The sequence below is a fragment of the Bartonella sp. AP1QHHD genome (genome assembly GCF_042196265.1).
Taxonomy (GTDB): Bacteria; Pseudomonadota; Alphaproteobacteria; order Rhizobiales; family Rhizobiaceae; genus Bartonella.
The window spans coordinates 109,103-135,085 of record NZ_JBHIPW010000089.1 but is presented as its reverse complement, the minus strand read 5'-3'; the positions used below and the strand labels follow the sequence as shown (position 1 = coordinate 135,085).

General features: G+C 35.2%; 26 protein-coding genes. 13 read left to right on the top strand and 13 right to left on the bottom strand.

Features of this window, described 5'->3' with window-relative positions; translation table 11 throughout:
• Positions 1–150: 150 nt before the first annotated feature.
• The 3 genes from lptB to lptC form a co-directional block, all read right to left on the bottom strand.
• A complete protein-coding gene (gene lptB, locus ACFIME_RS08050) occupies positions 151–945 on the bottom strand; it encodes an LPS export ABC transporter ATP-binding protein (RefSeq protein ID WP_012754448.1) in 795 nt (264 codons plus the stop codon).
• A gap of 6 nt (positions 946–951) precedes the next feature.
• Positions 952–1,551 (bottom strand): LptA/OstA family protein, encoded by a 600-nt coding sequence (locus tag ACFIME_RS08045; RefSeq protein WP_375662002.1) that lies wholly within the window; start codon positions 1,549–1,551, stop codon positions 952–954.
• Positions 1,552–1,627: 76 nt separating this feature from the next.
• Complete coding sequence (lptC, locus tag ACFIME_RS08040) at positions 1,628–2,272, bottom strand: LPS export ABC transporter periplasmic protein LptC (protein ID WP_375684772.1); 645 nt, start codon at positions 2,270–2,272, stop codon at positions 1,628–1,630.
• A gap of 183 nt (positions 2,273–2,455) precedes the next feature.
• On the opposite strand from lptC, the gene ihfB reads away from it, so the two are divergent.
• The 7 genes from ihfB (at position 2,456) to ACFIME_RS08005 (ending at position 8,364) form a co-directional block, all read left to right on the top strand.
• Positions 2,456–2,734: an integration host factor subunit beta gene (ihfB, locus tag ACFIME_RS08035; RefSeq protein ID WP_273790186.1), complete on the top strand. Its 279-nt coding sequence runs from the start codon at positions 2,456–2,458 to the stop codon at positions 2,732–2,734.
• Positions 2,735–2,741: 7 nt separating this feature from the next.
• A complete protein-coding gene (locus tag ACFIME_RS08030; RefSeq protein WP_273790185.1) occupies positions 2,742–3,038 on the top strand; it encodes a lipopolysaccharide assembly protein LapA domain-containing protein in 297 nt (98 codons plus the stop codon).
• Positions 3,039–3,209: 171 nt separating this feature from the next.
• A complete protein-coding gene (locus tag ACFIME_RS08025; protein ID WP_375662004.1) occupies positions 3,210–4,142 on the top strand; it encodes a class I SAM-dependent methyltransferase in 933 nt (310 codons plus the stop codon).
• Between the two features lie 2 nt (positions 4,143–4,144).
• Complete coding sequence (locus tag ACFIME_RS08020) at positions 4,145–4,999, top strand: TrmH family RNA methyltransferase (RefSeq protein WP_375662005.1); 855 nt, start codon at positions 4,145–4,147, stop codon at positions 4,997–4,999.
• Entirely contained in the window at positions 4,989–5,492 is a 504-nt protein-coding gene (lspA, locus tag ACFIME_RS08015; protein WP_375611348.1) for a signal peptidase II, read from the top strand. The genes ACFIME_RS08020 and lspA overlap by 11 nt, the downstream gene beginning before the upstream one ends.
• A 1,122-nt stretch (positions 5,493–6,614) precedes the next feature.
• The gene (locus ACFIME_RS08010; RefSeq protein ID WP_375654801.1) at positions 6,615–7,388 is read left to right on the top strand and encodes a Bax inhibitor-1/YccA family protein; all 774 of its coding nucleotides are present in this window, start codon (positions 6,615–6,617) and stop codon (positions 7,386–7,388) included.
• A 112-nt stretch (positions 7,389–7,500) separates the two neighbouring features.
• Positions 7,501–8,364 carry an endonuclease/exonuclease/phosphatase family protein gene (locus ACFIME_RS08005; protein WP_375662006.1) on the top strand — a complete coding sequence of 288 codons (864 nt, stop codon included), beginning with the start codon at positions 7,501–7,503 and terminating at the stop codon, positions 8,362–8,364.
• A 5-nt stretch (positions 8,365–8,369) separates the two neighbouring features.
• Here ACFIME_RS08005 and polA read toward each other — a convergent pair whose 3' ends face one another.
• From polA to ACFIME_RS07975, 6 genes are all read right to left on the bottom strand, one after another.
• Complete coding sequence (gene polA / locus ACFIME_RS08000; RefSeq protein ID WP_375662007.1) at positions 8,370–11,297, bottom strand: DNA polymerase I; 2,928 nt, start codon at positions 11,295–11,297, stop codon at positions 8,370–8,372.
• A gap of 299 nt (positions 11,298–11,596) precedes the next feature.
• A complete protein-coding gene (gene dnaQ / locus ACFIME_RS07995; protein WP_375662008.1) occupies positions 11,597–12,304 on the bottom strand; it encodes a DNA polymerase III subunit epsilon in 708 nt (235 codons plus the stop codon).
• Positions 12,305–12,308: 4 nt separating this feature from the next.
• Positions 12,309–12,896 (bottom strand): dephospho-CoA kinase, encoded by a 588-nt coding sequence (gene coaE, locus ACFIME_RS07990; RefSeq protein WP_375684771.1) that lies wholly within the window; start codon positions 12,894–12,896, stop codon positions 12,309–12,311.
• A complete protein-coding gene (locus tag ACFIME_RS07985) occupies positions 12,893–13,765 on the bottom strand; it encodes a shikimate dehydrogenase (RefSeq protein WP_375684770.1) in 873 nt (290 codons plus the stop codon). The genes coaE and ACFIME_RS07985 overlap by 4 nt, the downstream gene beginning before the upstream one ends.
• Positions 13,758–14,354 (bottom strand): Maf family nucleotide pyrophosphatase, encoded by a 597-nt coding sequence (locus ACFIME_RS07980; RefSeq protein WP_375617452.1) that lies wholly within the window; start codon positions 14,352–14,354, stop codon positions 13,758–13,760. The genes ACFIME_RS07985 and ACFIME_RS07980 overlap by 8 nt, the downstream gene beginning before the upstream one ends.
• A complete protein-coding gene (locus ACFIME_RS07975; protein ID WP_375617451.1) occupies positions 14,351–15,190 on the bottom strand; it encodes a pyruvate, water dikinase regulatory protein in 840 nt (279 codons plus the stop codon). Before ACFIME_RS07975 ends, ACFIME_RS07980 begins: the two co-directional genes overlap by 4 nt.
• A gap of 552 nt (positions 15,191–15,742) precedes the next feature.
• Here ACFIME_RS07975 and rho point away from each other — a divergent pair.
• From rho to ACFIME_RS07945, 6 genes are all read left to right on the top strand, one after another.
• A complete protein-coding gene (rho, locus tag ACFIME_RS07970; RefSeq protein ID WP_015857121.1) occupies positions 15,743–17,008 on the top strand; it encodes a transcription termination factor Rho in 1,266 nt (421 codons plus the stop codon).
• A 31-nt stretch (positions 17,009–17,039) separates the two neighbouring features.
• The gene (mnmE, locus tag ACFIME_RS07965) at positions 17,040–18,347 is read left to right on the top strand and encodes a tRNA uridine-5-carboxymethylaminomethyl(34) synthesis GTPase MnmE (RefSeq protein WP_375684769.1); all 1,308 of its coding nucleotides are present in this window, start codon (positions 17,040–17,042) and stop codon (positions 18,345–18,347) included.
• A 106-nt stretch (positions 18,348–18,453) separates the two neighbouring features.
• Entirely contained in the window at positions 18,454–20,322 is a 1,869-nt protein-coding gene (gene mnmG / locus ACFIME_RS07960; RefSeq protein ID WP_375662012.1) for a tRNA uridine-5-carboxymethylaminomethyl(34) synthesis enzyme MnmG, read from the top strand.
• Positions 20,322–20,969 carry a 16S rRNA (guanine(527)-N(7))-methyltransferase RsmG gene (gene rsmG / locus ACFIME_RS07955; protein WP_375654813.1) on the top strand — a complete coding sequence of 216 codons (648 nt, stop codon included), beginning with the start codon at positions 20,322–20,324 and terminating at the stop codon, positions 20,967–20,969. Before mnmG ends, rsmG begins: the two co-directional genes overlap by 1 nt.
• Before the next feature lie 6 nt (positions 20,970–20,975).
• Positions 20,976–21,773, top strand: a complete 798-nt coding sequence (locus ACFIME_RS07950; RefSeq protein ID WP_375617447.1) for a ParA family protein — start codon at positions 20,976–20,978, stop codon at positions 21,771–21,773.
• Between the two features lie 41 nt (positions 21,774–21,814).
• Positions 21,815–22,711, top strand: coding sequence for a ParB/RepB/Spo0J family partition protein (locus ACFIME_RS07945; RefSeq protein WP_375684768.1), 897 nt, complete (start codon positions 21,815–21,817; stop codon positions 22,709–22,711).
• Positions 22,712–22,732: 21 nt separating this feature from the next.
• Here ACFIME_RS07945 and ACFIME_RS07940 read toward each other — a convergent pair whose 3' ends face one another.
• The 4 genes from ACFIME_RS07940 to ftsY form a co-directional block, all read right to left on the bottom strand.
• Positions 22,733–23,206: a hypothetical protein gene (locus tag ACFIME_RS07940; RefSeq protein ID WP_375684767.1), complete on the bottom strand. Its 474-nt coding sequence runs from the start codon at positions 23,204–23,206 to the stop codon at positions 22,733–22,735.
• 2 nt (positions 23,207–23,208) lie between these two features.
• Complete coding sequence (gene gloB / locus ACFIME_RS07935; RefSeq protein WP_375684766.1) at positions 23,209–23,970, bottom strand: hydroxyacylglutathione hydrolase; 762 nt, start codon at positions 23,968–23,970, stop codon at positions 23,209–23,211.
• A gap of 62 nt (positions 23,971–24,032) precedes the next feature.
• Positions 24,033–24,719, bottom strand: coding sequence for a septation protein A (locus tag ACFIME_RS07930; protein WP_375620900.1), 687 nt, complete (start codon positions 24,717–24,719; stop codon positions 24,033–24,035).
• Complete coding sequence (gene ftsY, locus ACFIME_RS07925; protein ID WP_375612760.1) at positions 24,716–25,969, bottom strand: signal recognition particle-docking protein FtsY; 1,254 nt, start codon at positions 25,967–25,969, stop codon at positions 24,716–24,718. The genes ACFIME_RS07930 and ftsY overlap by 4 nt, the downstream gene beginning before the upstream one ends.
• Positions 25,970–25,983: the final 14 nt, after the last annotated feature.

Sequence of the window (25,983 nt, the reverse complement as noted above, 5' to 3'; positions counted from 1 at the left end):
CAACAGACTAACCTCTAATGATGAAGCCTTTTTCACCACTCAATAACAACATTAAGGTTATAGTCATAAAAGAAGTTTTGGCATAAATAAGGAGATTTTCAGTAATAATGTTTGGTTAAACTTAAATGGAAACTCGTGAAAGCTGTAAAATCAAAGAGAAAACTGATTTCCCAAATAAATTCTGCGTACATCAACGTTGTTGATAATATCGTTAGGACAACCGTGAACTAACACCCGCCCTGTATGAATAATATAAGCGCGATCGACAAGCCCTAATGTCTCACGCACATTATGATCCGTTATTAAAACACCAATGCCACGCCTCGTTAAATGACGAATAAGTTGTTGAATATCGAAAATAGCGATAGGATCAATTCCTGCAAATGGTTCATCAAGTAACATAAAATGGGGACGAGAAGCTAAAGCGCGCGCAATTTCAAGTCGCCGACGTTCACCTCCAGATAACGAAAGTGCAGACATTTTACGTAAATGATCAATTTTAAATTCATGTAAAAGGCTATCTAACTCTTCACGTTGTTTAAGGCGATCTTTTTCAACGACCTCTAAAACAGCTTTAATGTTATTTTCTACTGAAAGACCACGAAAAATAGACGCTTCCTGTGGAAGATATCCAATACCTAAACGCGCACGTCGATACATCGGAAGATGCGTAATATCAAATCCATCAATTTTAATGGATCCTCCATCAGATTTTATAAGCCCTGTCACCATATAAAAACAAGTTGTTTTACCTGCCCCATTGGGCCCTAAAATGCCAACGGCTTCTCCCGTACGAATGCCAAAAGAAACACCATTAACAGTTCGTCTTCCTCGATAAACTTTAATCAAATTACTGGCAATCAAGGTCCCTTTTAAGGGATTTTTTGAAGCTTCACTTTCAAGATTATACCTATCGGTCTGTTTTTTTCTTTTGATTCCAAACATGAAATCTTAATGGCCATTCTTTTGATTTTGTTTTAAAATAATAGAAACACGACCTTTTTTCTTAGGCGTCTCACAACCTTCTAAAAAAGCCTTTCCGCTTTCCATATTTGCCGTTAGTTTGCACCCCGTTGCCACATTGTCACCATCAGTTAACACAACATGATTCCCTGTCAAACTCATCATTTTTGACTTTCCATCAAAAACGCCTTTATCACCCGTAGCAACTTGCGTAGCAATTTTTATATAAACTTTTCCTAAAGCTTCCATTTTTTGTATACTCGACGAACCAAATAAAGAAACAGATGATGCCTTTGTATCTTCCTTGTTTTTATCAATTTCTTTATATGCTTTATCGTAGTAAACAACTAATTCTGCCGTTCTTAAAAGACGTTCACCTTGTACCACTGAAACGTCACCCTTAAAAAGCGCTATCCCTTCTTTATCACGTATTTCCAAAGAATCTGCATGAAGTTCTACCGGTTCTTTATCGCTTGATAGACTTATTCCAAAATGGGCCACTTCAGCATATCCTAAAACTGCTCCTTCTCCTAACATTCCCATGCTAACAGCCAACATCACACCTATCCATCTTTTGTACGATTTCATTATTTCAATTCTTCTGTTTGTATATACACATACTTCTCTTTATAAATATCCTTTAAAGATTTGTATTGATATTGCGTTATTGCTTTTGAAGCACTAAATGCACACCACCATGGAAATATATGTTTTTTCCTTTTTCTCGAATTTGTAAGGCGTTTGCGGCAAGATTCAAACCGGCTTGCTGAATATTAACACGTTGATCTGTTTTTAACTGTCCCTCGGATAAGTTAATACTAGCTGACATAAATTGTACCATCATCCCATCATTCGTCGTAATCGTGAATGGCTTATCCAACTGTAAAAAACCATTAATGTTATCGTACCCCCCTCCTTGTGCTGAAAGAAAAACCTGTCTTTGTTGGCCCATAAATGCTCTAGCTGTAATGTTTTGCAACCCAATCATTCCAGCGTGGGTATGGTCTTGAAATGCCTTTTCTGCTTTAAGCCAATAAGGTTCATGAGCACGCGTATACCCTTCTAATTTTGGATTGAGCATCGTCAAATTCATCACGCCACTTTCTCCATTATTCAAAGGCATAGAATCAGAAGTAACGGGAACCAAGAAAAACGTAAACCAGCAAAAAACCAGCGCTGAAATCAACGCTAAGAGAGGTAAAAAAAATTTTAATATGCTAATGCGACGCGAATGACGAGATGCTTTTTTTAAAACATCTCCAAAAGATGATTGCGTTGAAAAGGCTTTATAATGATTGTGTACGAACATACTCTCCTGATCTCTTAAATCCTCCGCATTTTTAATCTGTATACCCTTTATAGAAGGTATTTTCAAATTTTGTTTCTTGCAATTTGTTTTTTCTTGATTTTATTTTGCTTTTATCCGTTTATATATTGTAATATGCATGGAGTGCACAATTACAAAATTTTTTTGTGTGAAAGTGAGGCTATTGTGGTAAAATCAGAACTTGTGCAAATTATCGCTCGTCATAACCCGCATCTTTTTCAACGGGATGTGGAGAATATTGTAAATGCTATTTTTGAGGAAATTGCAACAGCACTTGCAAATGGCAATCGCGTTGAACTTCGTGGATTTGGAGCTTTTTCTGTAAAAAGCCGTTCAGCCCGTAATGGACGTAATCCACGAACAGGTGAAGCCGTTTCTGTTGAAGAAAAGTGGATTCCTTTTTTTAAAACTGGCAAGGATTTACGCGACCGTCTTAATCAGTGAGAAACTTATGATAATTAAACGTATTCTTCTAACAAGTATCGGTGTGATTCTCGCAGCGGTTTTGATTGTTTTTATCGTGGCTAATCGTCAAATGGTTCCGTTAACCCTTGATCCTTTTCGAGCAAATCCTGAAAGTTTTACTTATCATGCTCCCCTCTTTATATGGCTCTTTATTTTCTTTGGTTTTGGTATTTTATTAGGAAATCTGATCAGTTGGTTTTCCTACCACAAATACAAAAAAGCTCTCAAAAAAAGTAAAGCCGAGATTGAAAAATTGAAAACATCTATCACAAATCTGGTGTAATGGTATTTAAATGAAATCTTTTCTCTCTGTATTCTATATTCAGTACAGAGTTAAAAGTGCTCTTTTTCTTTTTTATACATGTTTTAATTGACTTTAGCTTTTTTGCACTTTTACGAAACATTTAAGAGTTTTATAATATATTTTTATACCTCATATACCGTGATACAAAACATGCCCGCACAATGCTTTCAATTCTCCCATAACAATAGATATCCGCAGGAAAAGCTGCCCCTTATTTTAGAAACGGGTATAAGCGAAAACTATGCTCTCATTGATTCTGGTCATGGACAAAAATTAGAACGTTATGGAGCTTACCGCATTATTCGACCAGAAGGTCAAGCACTATGGAAACCCGTTTTACCACAAAAACAATGGGCTGATGTTGATGCTATTTTCACAGGAAACCTTGATGAAGAAGGGGTTGGGCGTTGGCATTTTCCTAAAAAGCCACTTGATGAAACATGGGCTCTTGCTTGGAATGGATTGTCTTTTCTAGGCCGTTTTACTTCCTTTCGTCATGTGGGGGTTTTTCCTGAACAAGATGCCCATTGGCGCTCTATGGAAGAACAAATTGTTAAAGCCGAACGCCCTATAAAATTGTTGAATCTTTTTGGCTATACAGGTATTGCCTCTTTGATTGGAGCACGAGCGGGTGCGAATGTTACCCATGTTGATGCTTCTAAAAAAGCCATTGCGTGGGCAAAAGCTAATCAAGAAAGAGCAGGATTACCAGATCATTCTATTCGCTGGATTTGCGATGATGCTATGAAATTTGTCGAGCGTGAACTGCGTCGTAAGAAAAGCTATGATATGATTCTTCTTGATCCCCCTGCTTATGGGCGTGGACCCCATGGTGAAATTTGGCAACTGTTTGATCATTTACCCGCTATGATCACAAATTGTCGTAAACTTCTCTCTGATAAACCGCTTTCTGTTGTCCTTACGGCTTATTCTATTCGTGCTTCCTTCTTTGCACTTCATGCTTTAATGCGTGATGCATTTGTAAATCTTGGTGGTACGGTCGAATCAGGAGAACTCATTTTGCGTGAAGAAGTTGCAGGACGTGCTCTTTCTACTTCTCTTTTTAGCCGTTGGATTGCTTGAATATGTGTAGACCCAAAACTGGTAGAGTGAAAGAAATTACCTCTCTTAGCAACCCCATCATAAAAAATCTTAAAGCACTTAGCCAAAAGAAAAACCGTAATAGAGAAGGTCTTTTCATGGCAGAAGGATTGAAATTGGTCATTGATGCTCTCAATCTTGGCTGGACAATACAGACGCTTATTTTTTCTAAAAGTGAAATCGGTAATGCTACTATCGAAAATACTGCTGCACGTGCTGTAGCCAACGGTGGTTTTGTTATTAAAGCCTCACAAAAGGTTATGGAATCACTTACCCGACGCGATAATCCACAAACAGTTATTGGTATTTTCAAGCAAAAATGGCACTCTTTTGGAATGATAAAAGGGCAGATTAAAGATGTTTACATCGCGCTTGATCGTGTACGTGATCCTGGAAACCTTGGTACCATTATTCGAACAGCTGATGCTGTAGGTGCTAAAGGTGTTATTTTAATTGGCGAAACAACAGACCCTTTCTCGCCTGAAACAGTCCGTGCAACCATGGGATCTATTTTCTCTGTACCACTTTATCGTTTTGATGAAAACGGCTTTTTAAACTGGTCTTCTCACTTTAAAGGTATGATTGTTGGAACACACCTCAAAGGTTCTCTGGATTATCGCACACTTGACTTCAAAAATGGCCCTATTATCCTTTTAATGGGAAATGAAAAACAGGGATTATCAGATCTTCTTACGAATCGGTGTGATAAACTTACGCGTATTCCACAAAGCGGACGAGCAGACTCGCTTAATCTAGCTGTAGCAACAGCTGTTATGCTTTATGAAATCCGTCGCCCCTATTTAATACTGGAACCATGTGAGGAAAAACATGATTCGTAAATCACTCCCTTTTCTTCTCTTGGGCTTGGCTTTTACAGTAGTACTTGATCAAGCTGTCAAATACTGGGTTATGCACAATATGCCTTTAGGAACAGAAATTTCGCTTATTCCTTTTCTTTCCCTTTATCATGTGCGCAATTCTGGCATTGCATTTTCGTTTTTTTCTTCCTTTTCTCAGTGGGGAATCATCGCCATCACGATCATTGTGATTATCTTTCTTCTATGGTTATGGAAAAATACTGAATATAATAAGTCTTTAATGCGCTTTGGTCTTATTCTTATTATTGGGGGAGCCATCGGCAATCTCATTGATCGTATTCGCTTTCATCATGTCACTGATTATATACTTTTTCATATTGATGATATTTTTTATTTTGCTATTTTCAACCTTGCAGATAGTTTTATCACTCTCGGTGTTATTGCCATCCTTATTGAAGAATTGCGTACTTGGATGAAAGCAAGGCGTCATTCCAATAGTACATCTTCTCATTGATATGTTCAGTGCCTTAGAAAACAGAGATTATTGACCATCACAAGTCTGATTACACATTGATTTCTCTTAATCAATTCTTGTTGCTCGTCATTTCACGGTTTCTCTTCATGGGACTATAAGATCTTACTTTCTTTCCAACTTTACATTTCTACACTTAGTTAGTGCAAAAGAAATGAACCCAAATAGAATCAATATTTTTTATCCATGTGTCCTACATCACAATTTTTGAGGAGACATTTCACAGCATTTGAAGTTCTGTTTATTTGATTAGAACAATTGCTTTTCGTATGTTTTTTAGTTTTTACAGATATCGCTTTTACAGAGCCTTTCTTAAGTGCTTCGTTTAAAAACTCTCCTTTTTTATTTTATATATTGTTTAATAAAAAACATTTTTTCAACTATTTTCAATGGTGTCTTGTTAAACCAACATATTGATTATAAATATAAATTACCGTTTTTCATATTGAATAAAAGCCCTTACTATCCTAAATCTCTTTATATTTGGAATCTGTTCATGTTGAATCCATTAAAACCATGTCTCTTGTAAGACACAAGCAAGTCAATAATCTTGATTGATTTAATATGAACAGATTTTCAACCAGAGAATCTTGCGATATTCGGAGTATCATTTAGCATTCAAAAAGACAATTTATCATTATACATCAATATTTATATAAAAATCCAATTCAATAGCTCTTATAACCGTGCAAAACAGATGCAATATTGGAAGTTGAAAATAGTGTGATGATACTTGCCGCTCTTCTCATAAACGCAAAAATAGTGAATATTTTATAAGGGATTGTATTACATAGTTTCTGTGCATAATAGAAAATTTTCTAAGTGTAGTCTTTTTATTTTGCAAAAATATGGCAAAAAATGGAAATATTTTTTATTAAAATGAACTATTTCCTTACCAATTTGTAAGGTTCCTTCTTCATATAAATCTCTTGTAATTTTTAAATAAATCTCCATAATAAGAGCATATATGCTGGAATTCTGTCAGTGATTCTTAAGGGTTTTTGTATTGCCCAATTAAGGCTTATACCAAGCTTATCTGTGTAATGACAGAGACACCTTTAAAGCCCTATACCTGACAGAACATATGCTAAAGGATTTTATATTATGGCTAATTTTAAAAATTTACGTTCGGCGCCTACTTCTCACGCCGATGCATCAATTGATCAGGGATTGCGCGACTATATGTTGGGTGTCTATAATACAATGGCCATTGGTTTGCTTATTACAGCTGCTGCCGCTTATGTAATTGTATCATTAGCAACGACAACAGATATGAACCAAGCAGCAGCTCAAATCAATAGCAGTGTTTATTTAACATCATTTGGAGTAACATTTTATACATCGCCATTCTCTTACATTGTTATGTTTGCACCACTCATAGCAGTTTTATTCCTCAGTTTTAAAATTAATACATTGAGCACAAATGCTGCTCGTAGCCTCTTTTTTGGTTATGCTGCTCTGGTTGGTCTTTCACTGTCTTCAATCGTTTTGCGCTATACGACAGAAAGTGTTGTGCAAACCTTTGTCATTTCCGCCGCAACTTTTGGAGCTCTTTCACTTTATGGATACACAACAAAGCGTGATCTCACAGCAATCGGTTCATTCTTATTCATTGGATTGATCGGCTTGTTGCTTTCCATGATTGTGAACATTTTTCTTGGATCAAGCGCTTTGCAGTTTGCTATCTCTGTGATTGGTGTTTTTATCTTTGCTGGTTTAACAGCCTACGATACCCAGAGCATTAAGTTGATGTATTATGAAGGAGATGAAAGCGATACCAGAGGACGTAAAGTTATTATGGGCGCGCTGAATCTTTATCTTGATTTCATCAATATGTTTGTCTTCTTGCTACAGTTTCTTGGCTCAAACCGTGATTGATTGCAAAAATCATTACTTAATTAAAGAACCTTGTTTCTAAAAGAGACAAGGTTCTTTTGTTTTTAGTGTAAATCTTTACCCTCTGCTTCTTAGAAACTATTCTTTTCGCAAAATGACAAAAATCCCTTATAAGCAAAAATTCCCTTGGTTTACCGGTTTTATCCAACAAAAACTCCATAGCTCCCTTTTAAATACAACTCACAGCCGCTCTCATCATCAATCAAACATCGTCAATCAAAATAGTAATTATGATCTGACCGTTGCTTCCTATAATGTGCATAAATGTGTAGGTGTTGATAAAGTTTTTAATCCTACAAGAATTGTCCGTGTTATTACTGAATTACAAGTTGATATCCTTGCTCTTCAAGAAGCAGATAAACGTTTTGGGGAACGCATCGGTTTGATTAATCTTCAGCTATTAAAAGCTGAAACCGGTTTGATTCCTGTACCTCTTAATACTATGTCACCTCATGGCCATGGTTGGCATGGGAATGCTCTTTTTTTGCAAAAGGGATATGTACGTGATACTTTACAAGTCACTCTTCCTAGTATTGAACCACGTGGGGCTGTAATTGTAGAGTTGGAAATGGCAGCAGGCCCTATTCGTATTATTGCGGCTCATTTTGGCTTATTACGTTACTCTCGTAAACAACAAACAAAAATGCTCCTTGAAATTTTCCAAAAACGCCCCCTTATGCCTACACTCCTCATAGGAGATTTTAATGAATGGCGAATGGGAAAAGGCTCATCTTTAAATCATTTTTCTCCCTATTTTGATAGCACTTTTGAAGTTGTACCAAGCTTTCCCTCTCGTTTTCCTTTATTAGCCCTTGATAGAGTTTTTTCTTTTCCCCACCAATTGGTAACAAGTATTGAAAATCATTATTCACCACTTGCACGCATTGCTTCAGATCATTTGCCTATCAAAGCCTATCTTAATCTTTCCAACGCAATCAATATTCTTAAAAATAAATAAAAAAATTAATGTGCCTCATCCCAATTTTGAGCCGTCATAACTTTTACTTCAAGCGGGACAGATAAAGATAGAACCGGTATTGTAGCATTTTCCATAACATTTTTAACAACAGTCATGGTTTTTTTACTTTCTTCTTCTGGTACTTCAAAAATCAGTTCATCATGAACTTGCAGCAACATTTTTGCTGATAGTTTTTCTTCTTTTAAAGCATCTCCCATATGTATCATAGCGCGGCGAATAATATCTGCTGCAGAACCTTGAATTGGAGCATTGATAGCTGCCCGCTCATTAAGAGAACGAATTTTTACATTCTTTGCTTTTATCTCTGGATAATGGATACGACGTCCAAAAATTGTTTCTACATAACCATTTTCACGTGCAAAGATTTTGGTCTTCTCCATATAATCTTTAATTCCTGGAAATCTTTCAAAATACAGTTGAATATAACGACCCGCTTCTTGGCGTGAAATTCCCAATTGATTAGCTAGTCCAAAAGCTGAAATACCATAAATAATACCAAAATTAATCGCTTTTGCACGCCGTCGTATATCTGAATGCATTCCTTCTATCGCAACACCAAACATTTGTGATGCCGTTATAGCGTGAATATCATGCCCTTTAGCAAAAGCTTTTTTTAATGCTTTTATATCCGCAATATGTGCAAGAATGCGCAACTCAATCTGACTATAATCAGCAGAAAGTAACACATGTCCTTTGGGAGCAATAAAAGCTGTTCGAATTTTACGTCCTTCAGCAGTTCGCACTGGAATATTTTGCAAATTTGGCTCTGATGATGATAACCGACCTGTTGATGTTATTGCCAAAGAATAATTTGTATGAACTCGCCCTGTTTTTGAAAAAATATAAGAAGGCAAGGCATCTGTATAGGTAGATTTTAGCTTTGAAAGTTGACGCCACTCAATAATTTTACGCGGTAAAATATGACCTTCAGCAGCCAACTCTTCTAAGGTCCGTGCAGAAGTTGACCATTGTCCACCCTTAGTTTTAGCGCCTCCAGGCAATCCCATTTTGCCAAAAAGGATATCCCCTAATTGCTTTGGCGAAGCAAGATTAAACTTTTCATCAGCTTGTTTGTAAATTTCCTCTTCTAGAATCAAAGCAGCTTGTGCTAACTCTCCTGAAAGACGCAATAAAATCTGCCTATCAATAAGAATCCCCCGTTCTTCCATTCTTGCAAGAACTTCTACAAGAGGCCGATCAAGACGTTCATAAATTTTTGTCATTCCACGAGCAACAAGTTGCGGTTTCAATACTTGCCAAAGACGTAGCTTTATATCAGCATCTTCCGCCGCATAAAGGGTTGCTTGTTTTAAATCTACTTGTGCAAAAGAAGTAATTTTTTTCCCGTTATGCGTTAAATCTTTATAGACAATTGGTTTATGCTCAAGCCAACGTTCAGACAAATCATCCATATTATGGGTTAACATTCCAGCATCAAAAGCATATGATAAAAGCATGATGTCGTCAAAAGAGCTTATCATAATGTCGTATTGCTTCATCACCAACCAATCATATTTTATATTATGACCAATTTTTAACACCGCTGAATCTTCTAATATCGGTTTTAAAAGTGCTAAAGCTTTTTGGGCCTCAATCTGTGAGGCAATGCGCCCGCCCCTCAAAAGATCCTCTTCTCCTTCATCAAAATGTTCAAGAGGTATATAAGCTGCTTTTTCCGGCTGTAATGCGAGTGAAAAACCAACAAGCTTTGCTTGCATCGGATCAAGAGATGTTGTTTTAGTATCAAAAGCGAAAAAACCCTGCTCTTGTGCTTGTGATAACCAGTCTTTTAAAATTTCCTCATCAAGAATTGTTGTATAAGCATCTCTTGTAATTTTTTGAGTCAGCGCTTGATCTTTACGTTTTTGTGCAAAAACTTGTGGAGAATTTTCAGAAAAATTATGAAGAGATGCGCGCTCAGTATTCTTGATATAAGAATCATGCCTGATATCAGAATCATTCCTGGGGCTTAGTTTTTCCCATTCAACATCTATATCAAGTGCGTCAATAACAGCTGCATCGCATGTCGTTGCCTCTGCCACGCGACGCGTTAATGTTGAAAACTCCATCGCTTTCAAAAAAGCAATTAAACGTGGACCATCTTGTGGCTCCAAAATAAAATCATCTAAATCATTATCTATAGGAACATCTGTTTTAAGCCTGACAAGTTCACGAGATATTTTAACTTGTTCTCTATAAACTTGAATGTTTTCACGTCGTTTTGTTTGTTTAATTTCTGTTAAGTTTTGCAATAAAAGATCAAGAGAACCAAATTCATTTAACAACTGAGCTGCAGTTTTTGGACCAATGCCTGGAATACCCGGTACATTATCCGTTGAATCTCCAATTAATGCTTGTAAATCAATCATTTTTTCAGGCGCAACACCCCATTTTTCTATAACTTCCGAGATACCTATATGCTTATCTTTCATTCCATCATACAAAGATACATGCGTATTTACGAGTTGCATAAGATCCTTATCAGAAGAAATAATGGTTGTTTTTGCCCCAACCTTTGTTGCCAACTTTGCATAGGTAGCAATTAAATCATCCGCTTCAAAGCCTTCCTTTTCAATACAAGGCAAATTAAAAGCCTTCGTTGCTTGGCGTATTAGCGCAAATTGAGGAATTAGATCTTCAGGAGGTTCAACGCGATTCGCTTTATATTCAGGATAAATTTGTTTCCGAAAAGTATCAGATGAATAATCAAAAATAACAGCAAAATGTGTTGGAACAACACCCGTAGCTGTATTACGAGCATCACAAAGTAATTTCCATAACATATTGCAAAAACCAGCTACTGCTCCTACAGGAAGTCCATCCTTTTTACGTTTTAAAGGCGGCAAAGCATAATAAGCACGAAAAATATAGCCTGATCCGTCAACCAAAAAAAGATGATCTGTTGCTTTCATAACAATTTTTTCTCCATTTCAGCTAAAAAAACAAATTACCCTTATATATTTTTTCACTTTGCCTCTAAAAAGCCATTTTTTCTCTTCATAAAACGTGAAGTCGTTGCACTTTATATTAAGTACCTAGAGCTTTTCTTTGCTGTTACAGGATTAATAGCTTTCATTTTGCTCCTCCTATGATAGCTGAGGTACGATGTAGCGACAGGGTCGTTGTGGTGTTCCCCTCCCCACAACGACCGTTTTTTTTGACATCTATATTCTTTAATTTCAATCGTGACTCTTTTAGATAAAAGATGATGTTATTCATGAATTTTGAAGTTTTTCCACAGAGCTTTTTCACCCATTTTGTAGATAAAATCAGCGTGTAACTTTTTTTCTTGCGTACTCAATCTTGAAGGTAAAACCTGTGGGCGAATTTTAACGGCATAAGATGTATCTTTATCGTTCTGGATATGTTCATCAATACCCCTTCTGTTATCAAAACCCAATACACCTTGCTTTCCACCGATGAGCTCAATATAAACATCAGCTAGAATCTCTGCATCAAGCAAAGCACCATGAAGAACACGATGGCTGTTATCAATTCCAAAACGTTTGCATAAAATATCAAGAGAATTAGGACCCATAGGAAATTTACGCCGCGCCATAGCCAATGTATCAAGAATATTATCAACACTGATAAGCGGTTTGTTGACGCGTTTTAATTCTGCATTAATAAAACCAATATCAAAACTCGCATTATGCGCAATCATTGTCGCGTCTTTGATAAATTCCAAAAATTCATCAACAATATCACTAAAACTTTTCTCGTTTTTCAAGCGTTCATTGGTTAATCCGTGAATTGCTACAACTTCATCAGGAATAATAACGCCTTCAGGGTTTAAATAAACATGAAATTGGCGTCCTGTGAGATAACGATCAACCATTTCTACACAACCAATTTCGATTATGCGATCTTTCTCTTTATCTAAACCTGTTGTTTCTGTATCAAAAATAATTTCACGCATGATTTTAATTCTTTAGCAATTTTTTTATCATATCAAAAACCTGTTGACGGGTATTTTCTAAATCTTTCCCTGTATCAATAATAAAATCAGCACGTTCTCGTTTTTTTTCATCTGGCATTTGTTGAGCATTGATAAAGGCAAATTTTTTCTCATTCATACCTTGGCGAATCATGACACGTTCTTTTTGTATTTCTGGTGGAGCAGAAACAACAATAACGCTATCCACACGACTTTCACCATTTTTTTCAAACAAAAGTGGAATATCAAGAATAACTAATTTTTTCCCTTGTTCACGCGCTATATCAATAAATTCCCTTTCTTTTTCTTGTACCAAAGGATGAATTATTTTTTCTAATTTTTGTAATTTTTCTTTATCATCAATCAAAATTTCAGAAAGTTTCAAACGATTAACTTCACCGTTTTCAACAACACCAGGAAAAATACGCTCTATGAATGACAAAGCTGGCTCACTTTTATAAAGCTGTTTTACTGCTTCATCAGCACTAAAAACAGAAATACCCGCTTGCTTGAAAAAATCAGCAACTGTTGATTTTCCCATAGCAATTGATCCCGTTAATCCTACGATCTTCATTCTCTTTTTTCACTCATATCATCTAAAATGGCTGTCCGTAACGCTTTTGTCACCTGTGGTCTTATTCCAAACCACTGTTCAAACCCTATAACAGCCTGATGTAGAAGCATCCCAAGCCCATCAACCGTCTTGAGATCACAAGCCTTTGCCTGTTGTAAAAAAGGAGTTATCAATGGTGTATAAATAATATCTGTTACTAACGCCGTTTTTTTTGCTTTATGAAAATCGCAAAAAAAAGAATCACTTTTTTCTTCTGGAATTTTTATGCCAATAGATGTTGTATTAACAATCAAATCAACTTGATGAAGTATTTCATGGATTTTATGCCAATCGTAAACTTTAATGATTTTTCCAAAATGCTGAGCTAAATTATCAGCACGTTGTTTTGTACGGTTAATTAAATAAATCTGTTCAAATCCGCGTTTTTTTAAGGCATATATGATAGCGCGTGCGGCACCACCTGCTCCAAAAACAAGAGCTGTTTCCCCTCCCCAATCAGATGCAAAATCATCAAGATTAGCGCTAAAACCATAGGCATCACTATTCGTGGCACAAAGCTTATCTCCTTCATACCAAAGTGTATTAACAGCACCAATCATTGTTGCTCTCTCATCTTTATAATCTGCTAAACGAAAAGCTTCCTGTTTATAAGGCAAAGTAACATTTCCTCCACAAAAGCCTATTTTTTGTAAAGACGCAATAAAATGACTGAATTCTTCAGATGTTACTTCTTGTGCAATATATTCTCCTTGTAAACCATATTGTTTAAGCCAAAAATTGTGAATTTTTGGCGATTTTGAATGATGAATTGGAGAACCAACAACAAAAGCACGCGGATAATTTGTTTTTTTTATTGTTAAGTCAACCATCAATAATTCCTAAGTGGCGTAGTTTTATGAGTAGAGGCAGCAAAGGTAAACCAACAATGGTAAAAAAATCTCCTTCAATTTTTTCAAAGAGATGAATTCCTTCTCCTTCAATTTGATATACTCCCACGCTGTTTAAAACATCTTTTCCTACGCGTGCTAAATAACGTTCAATAAATTCTGATGAGAGTAAACGGACGGACATATGTGCACTAAAAGCTTCAACCCAAATTTTTTGACCATTTTTAAATAAAGCTACTGCACTATGAAGAGAATGGGCTTTTCCTGATAACTCACATAAACGTTGATGTGCTTCTTTAATATTTTTTGCTTTGTGAAAAACTTGACCTTCCAAATCAAGAACTTGATCACAACCAATAACGAAAGCATCAGGAAAACGATCTGAAACATTTTTTGCTTTTGCACTCGCAAGAAAACAGCTGAGTTCTTTAGGTTTTTTTTCTTTTGCTTTTTTTTCTACTTCTCTTTCATCAAAAGAAGCTCCTTCAATGGAAAAATTTAAGCCTGCTTTTTTTAATAATTTTGCACGATAAAAACTAAGAGATGCTAATATTAAAGTATCTGCGTTCATGAGAATTTTCTCTCATTTCCTTCACGAAATCGTGATAACAGTTCAAATATTGCAGCAGCAGTTTCTTCAATAGAACGTCTTGTGACATCAATAATAGGCCAACCAAAACGTTCGCAAATGCGTTTTGCATAGATTAATTCTTCAGCTATGTTGATACGATTTGTATAATTATCAAGAGCAAAACTTTCTCCCAAATCTCGATTTTGGCGGATATGTGAGATTCTTTCAGCTGAAGCAATTAAACCAATAATTAAAGAATTTTTTGCCTCTAAAAGGGATTCTGGCAAATCAATATTAGGAATAAGAGGAATATTAGCCGTTTTTATTCCGCGATTTGCTAAATAGATACTTGTTGGCGTTTTAGAGGTTCTTGAAATTCCCACAAGGATCACATCTGCTTCGGATAAGCTACTGGAAGACTGTCCATCGTCATGCTCTATTGTAAAATCCAGTGCCTCAATACGGCGAAAATAATCTGCATTAAGATCATGTTGTGCGCTCGCACGTAAATGTGTTGGCATTCCAAGGTAAGACTGAAAAGCATTTAAAACAGGATGCAATATATCAATACAGGGAACTTTCATTTTTTTACACCTTTTTTGAAGGAGAAGTTTAAATTCTTCATCAATCATTGTGTAAAGAACAATACCTGGCTCTTGTTGTATTTCATTAAGAGCTTTCTGTAACTGTATTCTATTACGAATCATAGGATAGATATGCTCTGTTGCCTGAATCATTGCATATTGCGATGCTACAGCTCTTCCAACAGAAATTAATGTTTCTCCTGTTGCATCAGAAAGCATGTGTAAATGAAAGAATTTTTTTTCTTTTGTCACAAAAATTTTAACTCCTTGTTAAGACATGTGTATATATCCTCACCGTTTTTTATAAAACTAAAATTTATGAAAAATTCTCCTTTTTTATGCACAAATTAAATGCTTGTGATAATTTAATCCCTCTTATAAAAAAAGAGGGGATAATATCTTTAAAATAGTGATATTTTTATTCTTTTTTCAGTTCCTTCTGTGGATAAAATTGAGGATAAATAATAATCCACACTAAACACAGTTATAAATAAGAATAATCCTTTCTTTAATATAGATTTATTAATATAAATTTCTGTAAAAAATACTTTTGAATAGCATTTCATTAATGCTATAATTCTAACTCACATTTTTGTTATTAAAATAATTAAATACTATTTGGATTTTATATTTTTTCAAGTTTTTCATATAATTACTTAATATTACAGGAACAAATTTCATATAAATGGTACTTGCAGATTAAAAAAATTGAGTGTAGGATATTTTTTCTTAATAATATTTCACTCATAAATTTCCATAAATTATTTAGAACAATCTTCTCCTTAATTACAAAGAGCATATTTCATGCAAAAAATGAAACTACAAGAACTTAAAAGCAAAAATCCCGTTGAGCTTGTTTCTTTTGCTGAAACATTAGAAGTTGAAAATGCCTCCCTTATGCGCAAACAAGAATTAATGTTTGCTATCTTGAAAAAACTTGCTCTACAAGACGTTGAAATTATAGGAGAAGGTGTTGTTGAAGTTTTACAAGACGGATTTGGATTTTTGAGATCTGCTGATGCTAATTATCTTCCTGGTCCTGATGATATTTATCTTTCACCTGCACAAATACAGTCGTTTTCTTTAAAAACAGGCGATACAATTGAAGGACCCATACGTAGTCCAAAAGAGGGAGAACGTTATTTTGCTCTCCTTAAAATTAATACAATTAATTTCGAAAAACCTGAAAAGATTCGTTATAAAATCCACTTTGATAATCTTACTCCTCTTTATTCAAATGAACGTTTCCAAATGGAAATACAAGATCCTACAGAGAAAGATATGTCATCACGCGTGATTGATTTGATATCTCCATTGGGAAAAGGACAAAGAGGGTTAATTGTAGCTCCTCCTCGAACGGGAAAAACAGTTTTACTTCAAAATATTGCTCATTCTATTACCACTAATCATCCTGAATGCTATCTCATTGTTCTTTTAATCGATGAACGACCAGAAGAAGTTACTGATATGCAGCGTTCAGTAAAAGGAGAAGTGGTTTCTTCTACTTTTGATGAACCAGCAATACGTCACGTACAAGTGGCAGAAATGGTCATTGAAAAAGCCAAACGTCTCGTTGAATATGGGCGTGATGTTGTTATTCTTCTCGATTCTATTACACGTCTTGGGCGTGCATATAATACAGTTGTTCCTTCTTCGGGTAAAGTTTTAACAGGTGGTGTGGATGCAAATGCCCTCCAGCGTCCAAAACGTTTTTTTGGTGCAGCACGTAATATTGAAGAAGGCGGATCTTTAACTATTATTGCAACGGCTTTGATTGATACAGGAAGTCGTATGGATGAGGTTATTTTTGAAGAATTTAAAGGAACAGGTAATTCGGAAATTGTTCTTGATCGAAAAGTTGCTGATAAACGTATTTTCCCTGCTATGGATATTTTAAAGTCAGGAACGCGTAAAGAAGAACTTCTGGTAGAACGACAAGATTTACACAAAATTTTTGTTCTTCGTCGTATTTTAGCATCTATGAATGTAACAGATGCAATTGAATTTTTGATTGATAAATTAAAGCAAACAAAAAATAATAGTGAATTTTTTGATTCAATGAATACGTAGAGTCATTAAAGTTTTTATTAGGATAAAACCTGTGGATACAATCTTTGCTGTTTCGAGTGGATTGTTACCTTCAGGGGTTGCAGTCATTCGGCTTTCTGGTCCTCATGTTGTGGATATAGTTAAAACGCTTTGTGGTCGTTTACCTAAAGCACGTTTTATGCATTATGGAAATCTTACTGCTCGTGATGGTAGTTTTTTAGATTCTGGTTTAACTGTTTTTTTTCCTGCTCCTCATAGTTTTACGGGGGAAGATTGTGCAGAATTCCATTTACATGGAGGAAAAGCAGTCGTTAATCGTTTTCTTGATGAATTATCGACATTTTCTGGATGCCGTATTGCAGAGGCAGGTGAATTTTCACGTCGTGCTTTTATGGAAGGAAAATTAGATCTTGTTCAAGCAGAAGGTCTTGCTGATTTAATAGAAGCAGAAACGGAAAGCCAACGGCGTTTAGCTGTTATGGGTACAAGTGGACATTTAACGACGCTTTATAGTGATTGGCGTCATAAGCTTATGAAGGCGCGTGCTTTTATTGAGGCAGAACTTGATTTTGTTGATGAAGCAGATATTCCCAACGCAATATCTGATAAAGTTTGGAAAGATGTTGAGGATCTTTGTACTTCTATTCGGGAATATATTACTGAAGGAGAACGTGCGAGTATTTTACGTGATGGATTAAAAATTGTTATTGCTGGTGCTCCAAATTCTGGAAAATCAAGCATTATGAATCGCCTTTCAGGAAGATCTGTTGCTATTGTAACGGAAGAAGCAGGAACAACCCGTGATGCTTTAGAAATGAGAATTATTCTTGGTGGTTTACCTATTTTTTTAACAGATACTGCTGGTTTTAGAAAAACAGAAAATAAAATAGAACAGATGGGAATAGAAGTTGCTAAACAGCATGTTATGGAAGCTGATTTGGTTATTTTGGTTTATGATATAGGAAATCCTACGCAAGTTGATTTACCAGAAACATCGGCTGAAATATGGTGTGTTGGCAATAAGCTTGATCTTTATAAAAAAAATGATCAGCGTTGGTCTATACAATTTTCCGCATTAACTGGTTTAAATTTTGATTATTTTATAAAAGAACTTGAATCATTTTGTCATTATCGTGCTTCTGAAATTGGAAATATTGTTCCAGCACGTAAAAGGCAACTTCAATTATTAAAGCAGGCTGTTAAAGAGATTGAATTTTCTCTTAATTATCATTCTCTTGATCTCAGTTTACGTGCAGAACATCTCCGTTGTGCAAGTGATTTTCTTGGGAAAATTACAGGAGATATTGATGTTGAAGATTTGCTTGATATTATTTTTTCAGAATTTTGTGTTGGTAAATAATGATTCACGTGAAACATTGATTATTTCATAGACAGATTATAAAGATTATGTAATTTATATCCTGTTTCACGTGAAACCTTGTAATATTTTCTACGGAATGAATTAAATGCAATCATATGATGTTGTTATTGTTGGTGGTGGTCATGCTGGCTGTGAAGCGTCTTCAGCTTCAGCACGTGTAGGAGCCAAAACAGTGCTTGTTACACATAAAATATCAGCACTGGGAACAATGTCGTGTAATCCTGCTATTGGTGGACTTGGAAAAGGGCATCTAGTTCGTGAAATAGATGCGTTAGATGGTCTTATGGGAAGAGCAGCAGATGCTGCTGGAATTCAGTTTAGACTACTTAATAGAAGTAAAGGACCGGCAGTAAGAGGACCACGGACACAGGCAGATAGACAACTTTATAAAAAAGCAATTCAAAAATTATTAAAAGAACAAGAAAATCTTACTCTTATTGAGGATGAAGTTATTGATCTGGTTGTTAAAGATAATTGTGTATCAGGTGTTATTTTAAAAAAACAAGGAACAATTTTTTCTGGTGCTGTTGTTTTAACAACAGGTACATTTTTAAATGGCTTTATTCATATTGGTAATAAAACATGGGCTGCTGGTCGTATGGGAGATCAGTCAAGTGTAAAACTTGCTGAACATTTGAAAAAATATCATATAAAATTTGGACGATTAAAAACAGGAACCCCTGCTCGTTTGAGTAAAAAAACAATTGCTTGGGAAGCTCTCCAAAAACAACAAGCAGATGAAAATCCCATACCCTTTTCTCTTTTAACAGAGAAAATTGAACAACCACAAATTGAATGTGCAATAACACGTACAAATGAGAAAACACATCAAATTATTCGCGAGAATATTTATCGCTCTGCTTTATATTCTGGAAATATTGAAGGGTTAGGACCACGTTATTGTCCTTCTGTTGAAGATAAAATTGTGAAATTTGGAGAACGTGATGGACATCAGATCTTTCTGGAACCAGAAGGATTAAATGATGATACTGTTTATCCAAATGGTCTTTCTACTTCTCTTCCTGAAGATGTACAAATTTCTCTATTGAAAACCATTGAAGGATTGGAAAATGCTATAGTTTTGCAACCTGGTTATGCTATTGAATATGATTTTGTTAATCCACAACAATTAACGAGAAACTTAGAATTACGTTCTTTACCGGGTTTGTTCTTAGCAGGCCAAATTAATGGTACAACAGGATATGAGGAAGCAGCAGCACAAGGACTTTTAGCTGGATTAAATGCTGCACGTAAAGTAGGTAAATTAGATGAAATACTTATAAGTCGTTCTACTGCTTATATTGGTGTTATGATTGATGATTTGGTTTCACGTGGTGTTTGTGAACCTTATAGGATGTTTACATCACGTGCTGAATTTCGTTTATCTTTACGATCTGATAATGCTGATACGCGTTTAACACCTTTGGCACAAAAATGGGGTATTGTGAGTAAAATACGTTGGGAATGTTATCAGAAAAAACAACAACGGCTTGATCAAGCACGATCAATATGTCAAAATCTTTTTTTAACACCCAATGAAGCTTCTGCTCATGGATTACATGTTAATCATGATGGAATTCGGCGTTCGGCTTATGATTTTCTTGCTTATCCTCATATGAACTTAGAGCGTCTTTCAAATTTTTGGCCACAATTACAAACAATTGATTCTAAAACAGCAGAATCTTTAGAAATTGAAGCACAATATGCGGTTTATTTAGATAAACAAGCACAAGATATTGCCTCTCTTCAGAGAGATGAGCGTTTAGAAATTCCTTCTTCTCTTGATGTTCAGGCAATTTCAGGTATTTCAAATGAACTTAAATCAAAAATTCAAGAAGTGTCGCCGCGTTCAATTGCTGATGCACAAAAAATTGATGGCATGACACCCGCCGCGTTATCGCTTATTATTACACATATTCAACGTCAACGACGTGAAAAGGCTAAAACAGCTTAATGAATTTTTCTACAGAAAAAAAATATCAACAATTATTAAATATTGTTCCTTCTGTTTCACGTGAAACGATGGAAAATTTAATTCAGTTTGAGTCTTTAATACTTCAGTGGAATACACATATTAATTTGATATCTGCTACAACTATACCAGATCTATGGACACGACATATTCTAGATTCAGCACAAATTTTTCCTTTGTATGCTCATTCTTTACATTGGTGTGATTTAGGATCAGGAGGAGGTTTTCCTGCAATTGTGATTGCTATCTTTTTGAAAGAAAAAAAAACAGCACATATTAATCTTGTTGAAAGTAATGGGAAAAAAGTTGCTTTTTTGCGAACAGTTATTGCTCAACTTAATCTTCCAGCAACGGTTTATCACGCTAGAATTGAAGATATATATCAAAAAATTCCCATATCTGATATTATAACGGCACGGGGATTAGCGCCGCTTGATACTCTTTTACAACTCATTTTTCCTTTATTAACAGAAAAAACAATAGCTCTTTTGCAAAAAGGTCGGGATTACGCTACAGAAATAAAAAATGCCTCTGCCAATTGGCACTTTGATCTGTTAAAACATAAAAGTAAAGTTGATGAAAATTCTGTTATTTTGGAAATTTCTCATATTCGATCATATAGAGGGTAGAGCAAAATGAGCGAAACACGAATTATCGCTATTGCAAACCAAAAGGGTGGAGTCGGAAAAACAACCACAGCAATTAATCTTGCTACAGCTTTAGCGGCTATTGGTGAAAATGTCCTTATTATGGATGTTGATCCACAAGGTAATGCTAGTACAGGTTTAGGGATTGATCGTAATAGCCGTCCTTTATCTTCTTATGATGTTTTGGTTTCGGGCGTTTCAATTACACAGGCGGCTTTAAAAACAGCCGTACCCAATCTTTATATAGTTCCCTCTACACTTGATCTCTTAGGTGTGGAAATGGAAATTTCTTCATCAAAAGATCGCATACAACGCTTACGTAAAGCTCTCTATGATGATCCGGAAATGGAAGAAAAATTCAATTATATTTTAATTGATTGTCCTCCCTCCCTTAATCTTTTAACACTTAATGCTATGGGGGCTGCGGATTCTGTTTTAGTGCCTATGCAGTGTGAGTTTTTAGCACTTGAAGGTTTAAGTCAATTACTTGAAACAGTAAAACAAGTGCGATCCGTACTTAATCCATCTTTAGAAATCCAAGGTATTGTTTTAACAATGTATGATGGACGTAATAACCTTTCAAATCAAGTTGTTGAAGATGTACGTTCTTTTATGGGAGATAAAGTTTATCGTACTGTTATTCCACGAAATGTAAGAGTATCAGAAGCGCCTTCTTTTGGCAAACCTGTATTGCTTTATGATCTTAAATGTGCTGGAAGCCAAGCTTATTTGCGTCTAGCATCAGAAATGATTCAACGTGAAAAACAAGCACGTGCTGCTGCTTAAAAATGTAAAAAATTTTGTAAGAAAATTCAAAGAGCAAAATTATGAACGATGATCTATCAAAAAAAAGACTAGGACGTGGATTAGCGGCATTGATTGGAGATATCAATTTAAACAACAATATTGCACGTTCATCAAGCTTTGATAAATTAAATGAATCCGGTAGTATTTCTGAGCGATTTATTTCTATTGAATCTATTTCATGTAATCCTCACAATCCTCGGCGTCATTTTACTGAAACAGAGCTTGATAATTTGACACAATCAATTCGTCAACACGGTGTGGTTCAACCGGTTATTGTGAGACCTTTAAGAGATCATCCTCATCGGTTTGAATTGATTGCGGGTGAACGGCGCTGGCGTGCAGCACAACGTGCAAATTTAAGTCAATTACCCGTTATTATTCGTGATGTGGACGATAAAACGGCTTTGGAATTGGCAATTATTGAAAATGTTCAACGTGCAGATCTTAATCCTATCGAAGAAGCAAAGGGATATGAGATGCTTCTAAATGAACATGATTATACACAAGTAGATTTAGCGCAAGTTATAGGAAAAAGTCGTAGTCATGTTGCAAATACGCTTCGTTTGTTAAAACTTCCAGAAAAAGTACAACAATTCTTAACTGATGGACAACTTTCTGCAGGTCATGCACGTTGTCTTATAACCGTTGATGACCCACAAAATTTAGCTGAGAAAATTATTCGTGAAGGGCTTTCTGTACGTCAAACAGAAATACTTGCATATGAGCAAGCTAATCCTAAAACTAAAAAACGTACCAATTTGGAGAAAGATGCTGAAACAAAATCTTTAGAAAAATTACTTGCAGATGTGATAGGAATGAAAGTTATTATTCGACATGGTAAAAAAGGTGGAGATTTAAAAATACATTACTCTTCATTAGAACAATTAGATGAAATTTGTCGGCGTTTACAAAGTTAATCAATTGTTCTAAAAAGTTTTTTAACAGTTATCTTTTAAAATTTTTATTATTCTATACATATGCTCTTTAGCAAATTCTATATTGCTTGAAGGTAAAAAGTTTTTTTCATAAGTAGAATTTTCTTCATCAGTAAGTACATACAATGTCGCTTGAAGTGCTAGGTGAGCAATAACAAACTCTTTCGGTGTTATATTATTTTCTTTTAAAATATTCACAAGTTTTTGTTTACTAGAAATATAGGTAGTGTAGTTTTCAATACTAGAGTGGATACTAGAATCATAAGTTATAAGATTATTTTTTGTTTCTGGAAGTAAGTTTTTACATTCTTTTTCAATTTTTTCCAGCTTTAAAAGAAAATCTTCCGTTAAGGGATAATTTGCAATGAGAGGTGCTATAAGAGAAGAATTATCTGTTTCCTTTTCCTCTGCCATTGTTTGTTGAATATGTATCACGAAAAGAAAAAGCAGGAACAAACGTAATACGAACTTACGCATGGTTAAAAATTATCCTTTCTTCTTCGAACTTCAGCAAAAACTTCTTCATCTGTTTTTTCTTCCATTACAAGGTTTCTTCGCAATACACTATCATCCCAGCGGAGAAAGGGATTGGTGGCTTTTTCTTGCCCTAAGGTTACTGGTAAAGTCATAGCGTTTTTTGCACGTAGCAAAAAAACTTCCTCTATTCTTTGGTGGAGTTTTTTATTATGTGGGTCAATTGTTAGTGCGAAAAGAGCGTTATTTTTTGTATATTCATGTCCACAATAAAGAAGTGTTTCATCAGGAAGTTTACGAAGTTTTTTTAAAGAATTCAGCATTTGTGCTGGTGTTCCTTCGAAAAGACGTCCACAGCCCAATGAAAAAAGTGTATCTCCAGCAAAGAGTAAATTCTTTTCAGGAAAATAGTAAGATAATGCGCCTAGAGTATGACCAGGTGTTGAAAGAGCTAAAAGAAGGTGTGAGCCAAAAGAAAAACTTTCATCAGGTTGAAGTGTTTTATCAAGATGATTGATCTTTTCTTTTTCTGCTTCTGGTCCGATAACCGTAGCGTTGTAAACTTGTTTTAATTCTGATAGGGCTTCTACATGGTCGTGATGATGATGAGTTACAAAAATAGTGTTAAGTGTCCAATTGCGGCGCTTTAAGGCATTGTGAATCGCTTTGCCTTCAGGAGCATCTATTGCAGCTGTCATACCACTTTTTTCATCATGAAGGAGTACACCGAAATTGTCTTCTCGACAAATAAACTGTTCAATCAACATATTTTTTCTCCCGAACAGTGTTTGGCGATGAATCTATAAAATAATCGGTAGTGATGATTTTTTTAAGAATCAGATTTGTCCTCTTCTGTAAAAAGTCCTTTTGAATGTTTTATAATTATAGGCATTTGGGTAAGCATGAAAAGGACTGTTATAGGCATGACGCCAAATACTTTGAAACTTGTCCAGAAATTATCGCTAAAATTACGCCAAATTATTTCATTCAAAATGGCAAGAAAAATGAAAAAAAACGCCCAACGATAGGTAAGTTTTTGCCAACCTAAATCATCAAGTTTTAAGGTAGAATCAAGAGCATAACGTAAAAGTGGTTTTTTAAAAAACATCCCACCAAAAAGTATAAAAGCAAATAAGCTATTAATGATTGTTGGTTTCATTTTTATGAAAGTTTCATTATGAAGCCAGAGAGTTAGAAAGCCAAAAACTAAAACAAATATTCCTGAAATAAGAGGCATAATAGGAATTTGTCTTGCAAGGATCCATGATAAGCTTAGGGAAATAATAATAGCCACCATAAAAATAGCTGTTGCAGGGAAAATAGGCTTACTAAAATTTTGAAAAAATCCAATGTTTTTTATCAGCCATTCTCCCTTATAATTGGCAAAAAAGAAGGCAACCAATGGACCCATTTCCAAAAGAAACTTAAGTGTTGGTGAGAGAGAAATTTTTTTATTGTTATTCATCTTTTTTTCAGAATTATTGTGTAAATTAAGATTAGATAAAGGCTGTTTCATGCGTGTTTTCCTGCAATAGTTTCGGCAAAGTCAGAAGCAGAAAAGGGTTGAAGATCTTCAATATCTTCTCCTATACCGATAAAATAAACGGGTAATTTATATTTTGCTGCTATAGCGACAAGAATTCCTCCTCGTGCAGTCCCATCTAGCTTTGTCATAACTAAACCATTAACACCAGCAATATCACGGAAAATGTCTACTTGGTTGAGTGCATTTTGTCCGGTTGTTGCATCAAGAGTTTGAAGGATTGTGTGGGGTGCTTGGGGGGTGTGTTTTTTTAAAACACGAATAATTTTTGCCAACTCATCCATTAATTCAGATTTATTTTGTAAACGCCCTGCTGTATCAATAATTAATACATCACTGTTTGTTTTTTTTGCTTTTTCATAAGCATCAAATGCTAAGCTGGCGGCATCTGCACCCAATTTTGTCGAAATAACAGGAGAATTGGTACGTTCACCCCAAATGTGTAATTGCTCAATAGCAGCGGCTCGGAAAGTATCACCTGCTGCCAGCATAACTTTTAATCCCCCTTCTGTTAATTTGGCTGAAAGTTTTCCAATAGTTGTCGTTTTTCCAGTGCCATTTACACCTACCAGCAAAATAACATGAGGTTTATGGCTGAGATCAAGTTCTAATGGTATTGCAACAGGTTCCAGAACTTTTTTGACCTCATCAGCTACAATAGTATGAATATCATTTGGGGAGAGGTTTTTTCCGTAACGACTGGAAGCTAAAGTATTTGTGATGCGTGTTGCCGTCTCTACACCTATGTCAGCTTGGATAAGAATATCTTCGAGCTCTTGCAATGTATCTTCATCAAGTTTTCTTTTAACAAAGAGATCGCCAATTGATCCGCTTAGGCGTTGTGAAGAAAGGGATAGGCCTTTTTTAAGGCGCCCAAACCACGCTGTCTTTTTTTGTTCAACAGAAGGTTCAGATAAAATTTCTTCATTCTTTTTTTCACGGATGTTGTCTGTGACAATAATTTTACCAGAAAAGGGAATTTTATCAGAATGGGATTCTAGAAATGGAGATTTTTCATCATATTTTGTAAGTATTGACTCTGGATTTTTTGTTTGTTCTTCTTTTTCTGTGTTTATAGAGATTTGATTATTTTTTGTCTTTTCATTTTTGTCTTTATTTTCTTCTATTATATCGCTTTTATCAGGAATAGAAATCTGTTGTTCAATTTCTTGCTCTTGAGATTTGTTAAAAGAGAATATTTTTTTTATAAAAGATTTAGTCATAAGAATTCTCCTGC